The organism is Rheinheimera sp. 4Y26 (genome assembly GCF_025245835.1).
Classification (GTDB): Bacteria; Pseudomonadota; Gammaproteobacteria; order Enterobacterales; family Alteromonadaceae; genus Pararheinheimera.
This window is the reverse complement of sequence record NZ_JAOBWS010000017.1, coordinates 1-15,117: the sequence shown is the minus strand read 5'-3', so window position 1 is coordinate 15,117 and position 15,117 is coordinate 1. Positions and strand designations below refer to the sequence as shown.

Below are 15,117 nucleotides of genomic sequence, written 5' to 3'. Positions count from 1 at the left end.
CTTATGTCTTTGTTTACACACGCAACAACAGCAGCGGCCAGCCCTTTAAACACAGCAGCAGCGCCGCTGAAACTGGCGTTAGGGCCGGTGCAATATTATTGGCCCAAAGCCAAGATGCTGGATTTTTATCAGCAAGCGGCTTCTTCACCAGCGCAGCTGGTGTATTTAGGCGAAACCGTTTGCAGCAAAAGGCGCGAGCTGAAATTCAGCGATTATCTGGCCATTGCTCAGATGTTGCGCGAAGCCGGCAAAGAAGTGGTGTTATCTACTCTCACCATGCTGGAGTCGCCTTCTGAGCTCAAAGAGCTGCGCCGTTATTGCGACAATGGCGAGTTCTGGATTGAAGCCAACGATGTAGGTGCCATTCAGATGCTGCAGGAGCAGCAACTGCCTTTTGTTGCCGGTGCCGCCATCAGCGTTTATAACCACAAGGCGCTGCGCCAGTTGTTGCAGCTGGGCATGAAACGCTGGGTGATGCCGGTGGAGCTGTCGCGCGACTGGCTACAGGACATTTTGCAACAACCGTTAATTGCCGACGTGCGTGACTGTTTTGAAGTGGAAGTGTTTGCTTTTGGTCATCTGCCGCTGGCCTGGTCGGGCCGTTGTTTTACCGCCCGCTCGGAAAACCGCGCTAAAGATCAGTGTGAGCTTTGTTGTATCAACTACCCCAAAGGCCGCATTGCCAATTCACAGGAAGGTGAAGCGGTGTTTTTACTCAACGGCATTCAAACCCAGTCGGGCGACAGATACAACCTGCTGAACGATTTGTCTTCAATGCGCGGCCTGGCCGATGTGGTAAGGTTAAGCCCGGAACCAGCACAAAGCTTTGAATGGCTTGATAAATTTCAGCAAAAGTTATCTGGTGCTGTAGCGGGCCATCAGCCTTTGCCGGCCGGCGATTGCAACGGTTATTGGCATCAGCTGGCAGGTTTACAGCAGGCTCATTTAAAACAGGCCGACGACTAAAAAGGATAGAAAAATGCACCCAGCCAAAATTGGCATTCTGACCGTCAGCGACCGAGCTTCAGCTGGCATTTACGACGACATTTCCGGTAAAGCCATTATCGACACGCTGAATCAGTATTTATTAAGCCCATGGCAGGCCGAATATAAAGTGATCCCGGACGAACAGCCGCTGATTGAACAAACCTTGTGTCAAATGGTGGACGAGCTGGGCTGCCGCCTGGTGGTGACCACTGGCGGCACAGGTCCTGCCAAAAGAGACGTAACCCCGGAAGCCACTGAAGCAGTGTGCGACAGAATGATGCCGGGTTTTGGCGAGCTGATGCGCGCCGAATCACTGAAATTTGTGCCCACCGCTATTTTGTCGCGCCAAACCGCCGGCCTGCGTGGCAGCAGCTTAATTATTAATTTACCGGGCAAACCCAGCGCCATCCGCCAGTGCCTGGACGCAGTATTTCCAGCCGTGCCTTATTGCATCGACCTGATGGAAGGGCCTTATCTGCAGTGTAATGACGAGGTGATTCAGGTATTCCGGCCAAAAAAGGGCTAAAGCTTTAGCGCCCGTTTGAATGGCTGCCGAAGGGGTTTGTTTTGCCGCTAAGGCTGCGGCCTGTTGCACGGCCCTTTTGCTGAGGGCTGTTAGCGCTGGTTAATGTAATCACTGACTGGTTTAATTGTTTATTTGCTGCCCTGCGCCTTGGTGCTTATGCCGGGTTTCGCCCCGGCAGCTAAGCCTCTTTGGCGGGCTTCCAAAATTTACATATGTTGTCGCCAATTTCACTTTGCGGGTTGTACCAGTCCTTCCCCCTCACAAAAACTGACTTTTCTATGACGACTTGTCGCGAATAATATTTCTATGTAGTTTGGACGTATATCTCGGAAAAACGGGAAAACGTACGACTTAAAACGTGGATTTCCTGTTGGTTGAGTTTTGATGCATGAGAGAGAGTGCCAGTGCATGGCTGATTGAAATGTCCAGACATTAAAATCCCTGAGAGAGTGCTTTACAAAACGCTTAGCTTGAACCTCTGTGTTCTGAGCATATATTCGAATTGAACAACGGTAACAAAAGCCTGATCAATACCTCGCCATACTGGTTGATACAGATAAAAAGGACAAAACGATGGCCCCACAGGGAAACACAAATATACATAACGTTTCGAACGACACTATAGCCTTTCTTTCGTTCGACTTTCTCAAACAGCTTGCTACCCTTGCGCTCGCCACCGCTGGCGGAAGTATTACCTTGCTGCAAACTGTGCTCACCGGAAGTTCTGCGCGGCCTTTGATGATCCTGGCAAGTGGCTTACTCGTGTTGTCAGCGCTATTTTCACTGCAAGCACAACAGATCCTCGTTGAAAGGTTACGTTCAACACTGGCAAAGGACGACGATGCGACTGGCGGGCGTTTTAAGTTGCCGCGCACTGCCAAAGTAGAAAGCCGGATCACCATTGTTTCGTTTGCTATGTTTGGAGCAGGACTAGGTCTGGCTATATCTGCAATGGCAGGCGTCTGGTCATAAGCTATCAAACTATTCTTTTAAGTGAATGATTTATAAGCCGCTGGCTTATTGCACAGTGCTTTTTTGTCCTTTTGTGCATAATTAGGCATCACTGCATAGCAAGGAAGCCTGGATGAAAACCAAACTGATTTTTGTTGCCGGCCTGAGCTGTTTTACCCCAGCCCAGGCCTTTGCTGCCCCCAAGCCTCTGACAACACCTGACTGGACAGTGCAAGCTGCTTTTAACCTGTCAGTGCCAAGGGCAGCCCATCAGGCTACTCTCTTGTCCGAAGCTTTGGTGCTGGTGACTGGCGGCTGCAGTGGCAGCGGTTGCAGCCCGGTTGAACGTTCAGCCGAATTATTCCACACCAGTACCGGACGCACTGAAATAACACCGCCCATGCGTGAAGCCCGGGTTGCTCATATGGCGGCCTTGCTCAAGGACGGCCGGGTCTTGGTTGCCGGTGGTTGGACGGGCAATCAAACCACTGCATCGGCCGAATTTTTTGACCCCGGCACTCGCACTTTTACACCGGCCGCAGCGATGCTATCAGCAAGAATGGACGCAACAGCAACCCCACTCACCGACGGGTCAATTCTGCTTACAGGCGGTGCAAGCGCCGTTAATAACGCACTTTCGCAGGCCGAGGTGTTTGATCTGAACAAAGGCCGCTTTGTTGCAACAGGGCCAATGCATCAGGCAAGAGCCCACCACGCCGCGGCCCGTTTGCCGGATGGACGTGTATTGGTGATTGGTGGTTTGCACAAACGCCAGTTAGCCACTGCAACGGCGGAACTCTACAACCCGGCCACCAACACCTTTTCGCAAACTGGCGCTATGCGACATGCAAGATGCAAACACGGCGCTGTACCGCTGCAGGATGGACGTGTGATGGTGATTGGAGGCTCCCGCAACTGCGAAGAGCAACACCGGATTGCCCAAACGGAGATTTACGATCCTGACACCGGCCGCTTTAGCGAGGGGCCATCGCTGTTAAACCCCAGGTACAAGATAGTGACCGCCACCACAGTATTGCCCAGCGGCGATGTTGTTGTGGTTGGTGACGCAAAGGATGTTGAGATCTGGACACCTGGCGCAGCGGCTTTTGTCAAAGCCGTTGGCAGTATTGGCAATCGCCTCGCTTTTAGTACTGCAACCCCTTTATCCGGCGGCAAAGTCCTGGTTCTGGGCGGCTACGACAACCATATCCGCCCCACAGCCCAAAGCTGGCTGGTTTATCGCAAAAACCAAGCGGACACTTCAGATTAATGGCAACACCTTGACTGAACCTGTGACAAAAACCAAAGGCCTGATCCAGCAGGCCTTGGTTTTTTCTGGTTCTGCCATTCAGCGGTCGCAGGCACAAATGAGAGGTTCGCGGTGAGCGGATTGCTCAAAGGTTCAATGCCGGTTTGCCAGCAACAGCTGATAACCACCTTTTCAACTTTTCCTCAGCAAAAGGCAAAAGTCCCGCTAACCTCTTCGGATCAAAAACAACCAAATCACCAGCAGCAAGGTAGCAAACCAGAAACCCGACATCAGTTGCCAGAATAACAGCCGGTTGGTTTTGTGTTTGGCTACGACTTGTTGCTGTAAAAACAAGGGGTTGGGGTTTTGTAAGTCTTTCATTAGCAAGCTCACTGAGCTGTAGCGCTGGCTTAGGTCCAGGCTGACACCCAGTTCCAGTGCGCGGTCGAACCAGGGCGGGATCACCGGGTTGTGCTGATAACTGTGCTGATACCGCAGTTTCTGGTAGTCGCGCATAGTCTGGCAATCTTCAACTTTAGGGCCGTATGGCAGCTGACCGGTAAAAAGCTCGTAGCAAATAGTGGCCAGAGCATACACATCGCCCTGCACGCCGGAGTTATGGCCCAGCAAATAGTGCGGGTCGGAATAACTGGCGGTGCCAAGGGCAATGTCCTGCTCCAGCGGTGAAAACATTTCGGCCAGGCCCGCCACATAAACAGAGCCAAAATCGACCAGCACTAAAGTGCCGTCGGGGCGGCGCATAATATTGCCGGGCTTAAGATCCTGATGCACGGCGCCAAGCTTGTGAAAAGCCTGCAAACCGGCCGCTATTTGCTGCACCAGCGTGATGGCTTTGGCAGGTTTCAGCGGTTTATCAACGCGGGCAAACCAGTGCTCCAGCGTTTCACCCTCAACATAAGCCAATAAATAGTATAAAAAAGTACGGGGGCGCTGCTGACGGTGAACCTGCACCACATTGGGATGGGAAATGCGAAGCCCTATCCATTCTTCGCGGATAAAACGCTCGATATAACTGTGATCGTCGGCAAAATTTACCGAAGGGGTTTTTAATACCCAGATATTATCTGTGGTTAAATCCCGTACCAGATATAAGTGGCTGCGGCTGCTGGCAAAAATTTCTTTTTCCACCTGATAGCCATCCACCTTCATACCAGGCACCAGCACCGGCAAAAACGGCAGCCGTGTCAGTTTTTCGTTGTAGTCTTCCAGCGTTTGCGCACTAAGCGCCTGCACTTCGACGATGAGTGCGCTGATATTGTCGTCACTGCCGTTTTTAAGCGCCAGCTGACATAACTGCTCAGCCAGTGTGGTTAAATCCTGCTGTGGCTCAGGGCTTAATAATGCCGACAGCTCTGTATCATCCATAAAATCCGACAGGCCGTCACTGCACAGTAAAAACCTGTCGCCTACCTCCAGCGTGACATTGCCGGACTGCCACTGCACCTGCTCATCCATGCCCAGCGCCCGGCCTAAAAACTGGCGGTTTTCACTGAGTTTGGTGGTGTGATCCTGCGTTAGCTGGGCAATCACCCCTTTGCGCCACAGATAAATGCGGCTGTCGCCAATATGAAAAAAATAAGCCGTATGAGATTTAATAATCAGGCCGCTAAAGGTACATAAAAAACCTTTTTCTTCAGAAACATAGGCATGGCTTTGCTGATAAAGCGCTGTGTTGATACTGGCCAGTAACTGACTGGCACTGTGGTTTACCGACCAGCTGTCGGGGGTATTGGCGTATTCGCTGGCAAAATGTTGCACTGCATAGTCGCTGGCTTGTGCGCCGGCTTCAGCTGAGCTGACACCGTCGGCTAAGCAAAAACAGCCGCCTTTGTAAGTTAATAAATGGCTATCCTTTGGTAATTGCCAGGCAATGGCATCTTCATTCTGGCTTTTATGCCCGGCGCAGCTGTAACCGCCCACCGCCAGCCTGAGCTGAGATACTGACTGTGACTGTAATAACGATGTTTCGTCACCAGGTTGCTCTGACGCCATCTTTGCCCCTTTTGCCGGATCATGACGTAGCTTTTCATCAAAAGCCGTGCTCTTGCAAAAACTAATCACAAATAACAAAACCGGCTGTTGTCACACAGCCAGTTTTATCAGTTGTTTACCTATTGCCTTAACTGACGTGAATATGGTGCACGTTGCCGTCTTCATCCACTTCAGTAATATGGCCTTTGGGGTCGTCCAGGAACATCACCGCCACTAACCCCACCAGCGCCGAGGCGGCAATCACATAAAAGAAGGTACTGTAATCAACGTAACTTAATACTGTTAAATACACCACAGCACCCACATTGCCATAAGCACCGGCCATACCGGCAATCTGGCCTGTCATGCGGCGTTTAATCAGCGGTACTATGGCAAATACCGCCCCTTCACCGCCCTGCACAAAGAAACTACAGGCCATACTCACCAGCACCGCCAGCGGCAACCACCAGCTGCTGTCCATTAAGCCCATCAGGAAATAACCGGCCGATAAACCGGCAATTAACAACACCATACTTTTGCGACGGCCAAACTTATCTGAGAACCAGCCACCCATAGGACGCGACACCAGATTCATAAAAGCAAAACTGGACGCCAATAAACCCGCAGAAACCGGGTTTAAACCTTCAAAGGTTTCCAGGAAATACAGCGGTAACATCGACACCACAGCCAGCTCAGAGCCAAAGGTGGTGAAATAGGCTAAATCCAGAATAGCCACTTGTTTAAACGAATATTTTTCATGCTCTGGCACGCCTTTACGCAGGTGCTCGGCGTTCACCCGCCATACCTGATGGGTCTGAATCACAAACAACACCACTAAACTGGCCCAAATCAGATACATATATTGTTCAGAGAATAAATTCACCCCGGCTGGCGACATTTTCCAGGCCAGCATAGCCAGCGCCAGATGCATTGGAATATTCAGCAAAATCAGCAACCATAAGTCGCCCCAGCTGGTGACTTCCATAGCCCCGCTTTTTTTCGGTTTAAAATACACCGAACCTTTAGGGGTGTTGCGCGCCTGATAGTAAAACAGCACCGAATACACCGCACTTAACACACCAACACTGATCAGTGAATAACGCCAGCCGTCGGCACCGCCATAGAGCAGTGCCAGGGTGGGCAAGGTCATGGCCGCAGCGGCCGAACCAAAGTTACCCCAACCGCCATAAATACCCTCGGCTGTGCCGACCTGATGGCTTGGAAACCACTCACCTACCAGCCGGATGCCAATGACAAAACCGGCACCAACAAAACCCAGTAAAAAGCGAAATAAGGCCAGGCTTTCAAAACTTTCCGCCAGCGCAAAACCAATACAAAAAAACGACGAAATCATTAATAACAGGCTGTACATAATGCGCGGGCCAAACTTGTCGACCAGAATACCCACCACAATACGGGCCGGTATCGTCAGCGCCACGTTCAAAATCAGCAACGCTTTAACCTGAGCGTCGGTCAGGCTCAGCGCTTGTTTAATTTCGGTCAATAACGGTGCGTGGTTAAACCACATCACAAAAGTCAGAAAAAATGCAAACCAGGTCAGATGCAGCGTTTTTATTTTTGCATCCCCAAAATTCAGCAAATTGACCTTTCCGGCTTCAGCGACGGAAGAGGACAGCTTGGACATATAAACCTCCAGTGGAACACCCAGTGATAACAAAACTGGCTGAAGCATAGAGACTCAAAAGCAAAAAAACATTGACTTTAATCAAGCAACAGCAGCCACTAAACCACTGTTTTTATAAGGAATATCACCTAGTGGGTAGGGCGTAACGGGCGTGCAGCATAACAGCAAAACCACTCAGCTACCCACTATGAGGTAGCCGGCTTTGGCAAAGCGCTTTGGCTAAAACGAAAGGAATACTCCCGATGAAAACCCCATGCCGCTGACCGGCGGTTTATCATCAGAGAGCTTTAAATGCCAAAGGCCAACGCACTATGTCTGACATCCGGATCTCAAGCCCAGAAACGGCGCCTTCGCTGCTGACGCCGCAGCCACAGGCGCGCCGTGCTTTGTGTTTTTCCATTCTTTGTTTTGCCTGGTGTTTTGCGATTTGGTGTTTGTATGCCGCCCTTGGGCTTGAGCTTGCCGCCAGGCTGCAACTTAGCGCCACCGACTATGGTTTGTTGTTGTCGTCCCCCGTGCTGACCGGCGCTTTATTAAGGTTTCCGGCCGGTATTCTGGCGGAAAAAATCAGCCCCCGCACTTTGTGGTTCTGGCTGATGCTGCTGCTTGTTCCGGCCTTGTTGTTATTGCCTTATGCCCAAAGCCTGTTGACTCTGGTATTGCTTGGGCTTTGGCTTGGCCTTGCCGGCGTGGCTTTTACCCTTGGTATTGCTTATGTGTCGGCTTTTTACCCACCAGCGCAGCAAGGCACCATTATGGGGCTTTTTGGCGTGGGCAATGCCGGTGCTGCTTTGAGTTTATTGTTGGTGCCGCTGTTGAACCAACTGTCATTGCCGCTTGGCGTGGGGGCTTTGTATGCACTGCTAACGGCCTTACTGGCTGTACTCTTTGTATTGTTTGCCCCGGCTATGCCGCAAAGTGCTCACATTACTGCAGTAAGGGCGCAGCCCAATAAACACAGCCCTTTCTGGCAGCGCAGCAAACAGTTGTTCACTGACGCCAGGCTGTGGCGTTTTTCCTTGTATTATTATTTTGTATTTGGCAGTTTTTTGGCCTTGCTGCTGTGGCTGCCGCTCTATTACATGCAGGCCTATCAGCTGAGCGCCGCCGACGCTATGGCCTTTACGCTGTTTTTTGTCACCACCTCCAGCATGGTGCGTGCTTTGGGCGGCTGGCTGGCCGATCGCTACGGCGGCCGGGCGGTGAACTGGAGTGTGTTCTGGATCTGCCTGATTTGTTTATTTATTTTAAGTTACCCGCCCACCAGCCTGGTGATCCACGGCATTAAAAAAGAAGTGGTGCTGGAAATTAACATTAACCTCTGGCTCTTTACCGCCTTGATTTTTGTTATCGGCATCGCCCAGGGCCTGGGCCGCGCCAGTGTGTTTCGCACCATTTATGACTATTACCCCAACCAACTGGGCGCTGCCGGTGGTATGGTGGCGGCTATTGGCGCCCTGGGTGGCTGCACTTTGCCGTTGTTATTTGGCTTGTCACAGGATTTACTCGGCATTCATACCGCCTGTTTTATGTTGCTGTACGGCGTGCTGGCCTTTTGTATGATTTTGATGTTTTTTGCCAACCAGCGTGAGCAATATCAGCGTGAACTGGCCGCGGCCAGAGCCCACAATTTTTTATTAGAAGACGGCAGCGACTAACGCCGTTTTATTTGGGAAAACAAGATGCAAATTACTGATCTGACAACAGAACTTGATATACCGCCTTTACTTCGGCTGGCATTTCGGCCGCTGTTTTTACTCGGCGGCGCTTTTAGCTGTATTGCCATGCTGCTATGGGGGCTGGCGCTGTTTGCCGGCCTGCCGCTGTCTCCTGTCGGCAATATTCTATTCTGGCACAGCCATGAAATGATTTTTGGTTTTGGCTGCGCCATAGTGGCCGGTTTTTTATTAACAGCCATGCAAAACTGGACCGGCCTGAGAGCCCCCCATGGCAAGCCATTGTTGTGGCTGGTGCTTTGCTGGCTCTGTGCAAGATTATTGCTGTTATTTGGCGCTGCTTTGCCCATCTGGCTGGTGGCTCTGCTGGACTTGTTGTTTTTACCTTTGGCCGCCGTGCTGATGGCCAAGCCTATTCTGGCTGTAGCCCAGTGGCGTAATTTGTTTTTTGTACCTGTGCTGATGCTGCTCACTATTTGTAATGCGGTCAGCTGGGTTGGTTTGGCATTAAACGACTATATGCTGCAACAACATGGTCTTTATAGCGCCGTGTTGCTGCTGACGCTGGTGATGAGCATTATGGGTGGCCGGGTGCTGCCAATGTTTACCGCCAATGGCACCCAAACCAAAAAAGTGGAGCCGCTGCTCTGGCTGGACCGGCTGGCGCTCGGATTTTTATGGCTGGTATTTATTCAGCAGTTTTTAAAACTGGAAAATTTCCTGCCACATCCGCTGATTGGCGCTTTATATGGTATTGCGGCAGTGCTGCTGGCAGTACGTTGTGCCCGCTGGAAAATCTGGATCACCCTAAGAGTGCCACTGTTGTGGTCATTACATCTGGCTTATTGGTTTATTCCGCTTGGCCTTGCGCTTTTTGCTTTGCATTACAGTGGCATCACGCTGTTTGGCCATGCTGTGCTCAAAAGCACGGCACTGCATGCATTAACGGCCGGCGCTATGGGTTCGATGATTTTAGCCATGATGGCGCGGGTGTCGCTTGGCCACACAGGCCGGCCACTGCAGGTGTCGGTGTTGATGGTACCGGCTTTTGTGCTGGTAGTGGGCGCTGGCATTAGCCGCAGCCTGCTGCTGTGGCTAATGCCGGATATGAGCCAGGCGCTGCTGATACTGGCTATTGGCTGCTGGGTACTGGCATATGCGCTGTTTTGCTGTTGTTATGCCAAAATGCTGTGCAGCACCAGAGCTGACGGCAGGCCGGGTTAACGGCAGTTTCTGGCCGATATTTATTTTGTCAAAGCCAGCCTTTGCGCTGGTTTTGTGTTTTATCCGGCCTGCGGTTTTGCCATATAACCGCAGTTTTTCCCGCCAACTGCGGATACCTCTGTGTGAGTAGCTGCCACTTTCAGTTGATTTATATCAAGTTATGCCAGGCGCCAATGCTTAGACTCAGCAACAACAGATAAAACGGCAACTGCGTTTTGGACATCAAACGCGGGCTTTTCACAGCAACACTGTGTTGCCGTTTTTGTTGCTTGTGTTTATCCACAATAACGGAGTTTTGTATGGCCGCTTTCACAGACCAACCTTTAGCCGGAAAACCTCTGGTTTACGCTTGCTCTGGCTGCTCTAACGTAGCGCAGCTGGCCAATGATCTGGCAGTGGTGCTGGACAGGGAGGGTATTGCCGAAATGTCCTGTATTGCCGGTGTCGGTGGTCAGGTGAAACAGCTGGTGAAAGTGGCCAAATCCGGCCGGCCTATTCTGGCCATTGACGGTTGCCCGCTCAATTGTGTGCGCAACACTCTGGCACTGCAGCAGGTCGAGCCCACCTGGCATCTGGAGCTGACCAGCTTTGGTTATAAAAAACGCGACGGTGAAGACTGTGATTTGCAGCAGGCTTATAAATTATTGCAGCATATTCAGCAGGATATTTTGCCAAGTTCTAAACCACAGGGGGCCGGCTAAGCGGCATTCGCCGGCAACAGCTGCCAGCACGCCGTACTCGCCGGTACAGGCTCAAAAGCTCCTTTTATTCAGCAGGCTTTTTGTCCGCAGCTGTTACATCGCCACAACAGGGGCAATGCAGCTGCTTGCGGATATTAAAACTTTGCCATTCACTGTATTTGCCATCCAATAACAACAAACGGCCATAAAGTGTGCTGCCACAACCTGATAAAATTTTAATGGCTTCCAGCGCCTGCATAGTGCCAATCACCCCCACCACGGGCGATAAAATACCGGCTTGCAAGCAGCTCAGTTGCTGCTCAGCAAAACCCAGACTCAGGCACTGATAACAAGGTGCGTCCGGCTGCTGTTGCCTGTTCATGGCAAAACTGCTGACTTGCCCTTCCATCCGGATGGCAGCGCCCGACACCAGCGGCACTTCAAACTGATAACAATATTGGTTGATCAGCAGCCTGGTCGTTAAGTTGTCACAACAATCCAGCACCAGATCATGCTGTTGAATCAGCTTTGCCAACAAAGTTTCATCGGCAAAACTGCTGGCAACACCAAGTTTCACGTCGCTGTTAAGCTGCGCCAACGCCGCTGCCGCCACTTCGGCTTTGTTTTTGCCAACATCGGCTTCGCGAAACAAAATCTGCCGCTGTAAATTACTGCGATCGATCACATCCCCATCAACCAGCGTCAGCTGGCCAACCCCTGAACTTGCAAGATAAGGCAAAGCAGCGCAGCCAAGCCCGCCCACGCCAATCACCAGTACCCTGGCCGCCAGCAGTTTTTCCTGTCCCTGCAGCTCAAAGGCAGGCAGCATAATTTGCCTGCTGTAGCGCATGGCTTGTTGTAAATTCAGCTCTGCAGATGCTGTTGGATTCATTTTTGCTCCTTATCAAACCGCTCTCGTGTTATCAGCTCCGGTGTCATCAGATCAGGCGGGATCTGCTCTGGCCGGCGCCATAACCAGAGTGCGACAGCTGCAAGCACCAGTGTCAGCAGCACTTTATAGAGCAGCAAAAAAGCGCTGAACCAGCAAAGCACCAGGCTGAGCGTCATCATCAGACTGGCGGCTATTTTGCCATTGCGTGGCACCAGACCATAACGACGCCAGTTATGGATCAAAGGGCCATATTTGTGATGTGCCAGTAAACGAGCTTCCAGCTGTGGCCAGCCTTTACCAGCGGCAAAAGCGGCCAGCAATACAAAAGGCACAGTGGGCAAACCGGGCAGCACCACGCCAATCAGCCCCAGCAATAAACTGCCCAGTGCCAGCAGACGGAATAAAACAATACGGGCCAGGTGCATCAGCCTTGTCCTTTAAGCAGGGCTTTGACCCCAAGTTTTTCCGCCAGTTTATGTAAATTGCTGCTGTCGATCTCCAGTAATCTGGCGGTTTTGGACCAGCTGCCACCACTTTGTTTAAAGGCAGCTTCAATATGCTGACGCTGAAACTGCTGCAGCGCTTGTTTCAGCGGCAGGCCTTTGGCCATTGCTAATGTGTAGCTAAACACCTGATCTGCACCGGCCATTTTATGCTCGCCGGCAACTGCAGCTGTTGGACTGATATCCAGATAACGGGGTTCAATGGTTAGAATATCACTGCGGTTATGGCCTTCACTCAGCGCTTTAATAGCGGCACGGCTTATCACATGCTCCAGCTCCCGCACATTGCCGGGCCAGTGGTAATGCAACAGCAACAGCTGCGCATCCTGTGATAAGCGGATGGATCTGAGGCCAAGCCGGCTGCGGTTTTGCTCGAGAAAATGCCCGGCCAGCATGGCAATGTCGCTGCTGCGCTGACGCAGCGGTGGAATAGGCACCGGATACACCGACAACCTGTGATACAAATCGGCGCGAAAGGCGCCCTGCGCCACCTGCTGGGCTAAATCACGGTTGGTGGCCGCCACAATACGCACATTGACACTGCGGCTTTTATCCGAGCCCAGCCGCTGAATTTCGCCGTTTTGTAACACCCGCAGCATTTTGGCCTGCACCAGAAGCGGCAACTCTCCCACTTCGTCTAAAAACAAGGTGCCGCCATCTGCCGCCTCAAAACGGCCACTGCGCTCTTGCTGCGCGCCGGAAAACGCCCCTTTGACATGACCAAAAAGTTCACTTTCCGCCAGCGACTCGGGCAAAGCGGCACAATTGATATAGACCAGCGGTTTGTGATTGCGGCTGGACTCTTGATGCAGATAACGGGCAAATAACTCTTTGCCGACACCGGTTTCACCCAGCAGCAACACCGGCAAATCAGAACTTGCCACTACTTTCACTTCCGACAATAACTGCAAGAGCTGCGGGCTCTGGCCAATAATTTCATCTGAAGGTGAATGGTAAACACCGCTGTCGAGCACCTGATTGGCTCTGGCAAAGCGCACTGTGCGCAGTTCGGTTTCGAGCTGACAAACCCTGACCGCCGCTTCCACCAGCAAACTGAATCTTTGTAACTCCAGCACTGTTAAGCGGCTGAAAGTACCGGCCTGCAGAGCATCGAGTGTCAGCACACCCCAGCACTGACCTTCCAGATACAGCGAAATGCCCATGCAGTCATGTACCAACAGCGGCTGACCTTGTTGCACTTCAACTAAACCATCGTAAGGATCGGGCAGGCTGCTGTCGGGCGCAAAATGCACCGGCTGCCGGCTTTGTAAAATAGTGGCAAGCCTTGGGTGATGCGCCACCATAAAACGCCGGCCCAGGGTTTCGGCCGCCAGGCCACATACCGCTAAAGGTTTGAGCTGATCCTGCTGTAACTGCAACAGCGCCACAGCGCTGCAGCCAAAATGGGTGCGCATGGTATTCACTAAGCGTTGCAACCGCACCGCAGAGGGTAAATCGGCTACCAAATCAGCCACTAAGGTTTCTTCCAGCATGGTTATTTTTACCCTGTTTGGTAATTATTACCCGGTTTTTTCAGGGTTAAATTTACCACTGCCGGCAAAAAATCTATATAAATCAAAAGGGGTAGTTTTGGCCTGATTCTTGGAATATCAGCACAACGGCAGCACGCTGCTGAAGTGAAATTTCCGCCTGCACAAGGCCCAAACACCGGAGTCTGTTATGTCTTATTTAGATCAACCTTTAGGCCAGCTTGCTACCCAAATTCCGGGCGCGACCGCCGTATTTCACAAATACAAACTGGATTTTTGTTGTGGGGGTAAAGAGTCGCTGGCCGCAGCAGCGGCCAAAAGACAACTGAACGCCACACAAATTAATACCGAACTGGCGGCGCTGGCATTAAAACCCACATCAATGCAGCGCAACTGGCGCGAGGCTAAAACCGAAGAGCTGGCGTATTTTATTCTCGAACGTTTTCACGCTAAACACCGGTTGCAGCTACCGGAACTTATCCGCCTCGCGCGCCGGGTCGAGCATGTGCATGCCGATCATCCAGAGTGTCCAACCGGCCTGGCTACACATCTGGAACATATGTATCAGGAGCTGGAAAGCCATATGCACAAAGAAGAACAGATCCTGTTCCCGATGTTATGTAACGGCTTTTTCCCGGCCGGCCCTATTTCGGTGATGCAGGAAGAACATCTGCAGCATGGGGATGCGCTGGAAACTATGCTGAGCCTGGCCAAAGATCTGAATTTACCGGCCGGTGCCTGCAATACCTGGTCGGCGTTATATCTTGGCCTGACCGAGCTCAAAGAAGATTTAATGGAGCATATTCTGCTGGAAAACGAAATTCTGTTTGTTGAACCACAACAACAAAAAGGTCAATGCTGCGGTTCCTGCCAATAAAGCCGCAACCAGGCGGGCCTGCAGCTTAGTTGGGCCCGCTTGTTTTTTTGTCTGTGTTTCAAAGTTAAAAGCCCAAAACAAAAAGCCCCGCAATTGCTTGCGGGGCTTGTTGTTTATGGTGCCCAGAGGCGGAATCGAACCACCGACACGCGGATTTTCAATCCGCTGCTCTACCGACTGAGCTATCTGGGCAAACTCTTTGCTTTAAATGGTGCCGCTTATCCGAGTCGAACGGATGACCTACTGATTACAAGTCAGTTGCTCTACCAACTGAGCTAAAGCGGCATTGTTCTTTAAAGCGAACACTGTAGTGAACTGATTTAAAAGAGGAAATCAACACACCAAAAATTTATGGTGCCCAGAGGCGGAATCGAACCACCGACACGCGGATTTTCAATCCGCTGCTCTACCGACTGAGCTATCTG

General features: G+C 51.5%; 13 protein-coding genes and 2 tRNA genes. 8 read left to right on the top strand and 7 right to left on the bottom strand.

The features are described from left to right. The first annotated feature begins 3 nt into the window (after positions 1–3). The 4 genes from N3Z11_RS16585 to N3Z11_RS16570 all read left to right on the top strand — a co-directional run bounded on the left by N3Z11_RS16585 (position 4) and on the right by N3Z11_RS16570 (position 3,734). Entirely contained in the window at positions 4–966 is a 963-nt protein-coding gene (locus N3Z11_RS16585; RefSeq protein WP_409566876.1) for a U32 family peptidase, read from the top strand. A 13-nt stretch (positions 967–979) separates the two neighbouring features. Then, complete coding sequence (gene mog / locus N3Z11_RS16580) at positions 980–1,513, top strand: molybdopterin adenylyltransferase (protein WP_260658314.1); 534 nt, start codon at positions 980–982, stop codon at positions 1,511–1,513. Positions 1,514–2,086: 573 nt separating this feature from the next. Beyond that, positions 2,087–2,485 (top strand): hypothetical protein, encoded by a 399-nt coding sequence (locus N3Z11_RS16575; protein WP_260658313.1) that lies wholly within the window; start codon positions 2,087–2,089, stop codon positions 2,483–2,485. Positions 2,486–2,597: 112 nt separating this feature from the next. Continuing rightward, positions 2,598–3,734 (top strand): kelch repeat-containing protein, encoded by a 1,137-nt coding sequence (locus tag N3Z11_RS16570; protein ID WP_260658312.1) that lies wholly within the window; start codon positions 2,598–2,600, stop codon positions 3,732–3,734. Positions 3,735–3,938: 204 nt separating this feature from the next. Here the strand turns inward: N3Z11_RS16570 and N3Z11_RS16565 are convergent, their stop codons facing one another. Together N3Z11_RS16565 and N3Z11_RS16560 are read right to left on the bottom strand one after the other, a co-directional pair. Next, the gene (locus tag N3Z11_RS16565; protein WP_260658311.1) at positions 3,939–5,726 is read right to left on the bottom strand and encodes a bifunctional protein-serine/threonine kinase/phosphatase; all 1,788 of its coding nucleotides are present in this window, start codon (positions 5,724–5,726) and stop codon (positions 3,939–3,941) included. Positions 5,727–5,853: 127 nt separating this feature from the next. Then, entirely contained in the window at positions 5,854–7,350 is a 1,497-nt protein-coding gene (locus tag N3Z11_RS16560) for a NarK family nitrate/nitrite MFS transporter (RefSeq protein WP_260658310.1), read from the bottom strand. A 311-nt stretch (positions 7,351–7,661) separates the two neighbouring features. On the opposite strand from N3Z11_RS16560, the gene N3Z11_RS16555 reads away from it, so the two are divergent. The 3 genes from N3Z11_RS16555 to N3Z11_RS16545 all read left to right on the top strand — a co-directional run bounded on the left by N3Z11_RS16555 (position 7,662) and on the right by N3Z11_RS16545 (position 10,951). Beyond that, complete coding sequence (locus N3Z11_RS16555; protein ID WP_260658309.1) at positions 7,662–9,008, top strand: MFS transporter; 1,347 nt, start codon at positions 7,662–7,664, stop codon at positions 9,006–9,008. 24 nt (positions 9,009–9,032) lie between these two features. Next, the gene (locus N3Z11_RS16550; RefSeq protein WP_260658308.1) at positions 9,033–10,250 is read left to right on the top strand and encodes an NnrS family protein; all 1,218 of its coding nucleotides are present in this window, start codon (positions 9,033–9,035) and stop codon (positions 10,248–10,250) included. A gap of 299 nt (positions 10,251–10,549) precedes the next feature. Next, positions 10,550–10,951: a putative zinc-binding protein gene (locus N3Z11_RS16545; protein WP_260658307.1), complete on the top strand. Its 402-nt coding sequence runs from the start codon at positions 10,550–10,552 to the stop codon at positions 10,949–10,951. Positions 10,952–11,015: 64 nt separating this feature from the next. On the opposite strand, the gene N3Z11_RS16540 is transcribed toward N3Z11_RS16545, so the two are convergent. Genes N3Z11_RS16540 through norR form a run of 3 tightly spaced genes read right to left on the bottom strand, consistent with a single transcriptional unit; the run spans position 11,016 to position 13,818 of the window. After that, complete coding sequence (locus N3Z11_RS16540; protein WP_260658306.1) at positions 11,016–11,822, bottom strand: HesA/MoeB/ThiF family protein; 807 nt, start codon at positions 11,820–11,822, stop codon at positions 11,016–11,018. After that, entirely contained in the window at positions 11,819–12,247 is a 429-nt protein-coding gene (locus N3Z11_RS16535) for a YbaN family protein (protein WP_260658305.1), read from the bottom strand. The genes N3Z11_RS16540 and N3Z11_RS16535 overlap by 4 nt, the downstream gene beginning before the upstream one ends. Next, complete coding sequence (gene norR, locus N3Z11_RS16530) at positions 12,247–13,818, bottom strand: nitric oxide reductase transcriptional regulator NorR (RefSeq protein WP_260658304.1); 1,572 nt, start codon at positions 13,816–13,818, stop codon at positions 12,247–12,249. Before norR ends, N3Z11_RS16535 begins: the two co-directional genes overlap by 1 nt. A gap of 187 nt (positions 13,819–14,005) precedes the next feature. Between norR and ytfE the strand changes: the two genes are divergently transcribed. Further along, positions 14,006–14,692, top strand: a complete 687-nt coding sequence (ytfE, locus tag N3Z11_RS16525; protein ID WP_260658303.1) for an iron-sulfur cluster repair protein YtfE — start codon at positions 14,006–14,008, stop codon at positions 14,690–14,692. 116 nt (positions 14,693–14,808) lie between these two features. On the opposite strand, the gene N3Z11_RS16520 is transcribed toward ytfE, so the two are convergent. Both N3Z11_RS16520 and N3Z11_RS16515 read right to left on the bottom strand, forming a co-directional pair. Then, a tRNA-Phe gene (locus N3Z11_RS16520) sits at positions 14,809–14,884 on the bottom strand. A gap of 17 nt (positions 14,885–14,901) precedes the next feature. Further along, a tRNA-Thr gene (locus tag N3Z11_RS16515) sits at positions 14,902–14,977 on the bottom strand. Positions 14,978–15,117: the final 140 nt, after the last annotated feature.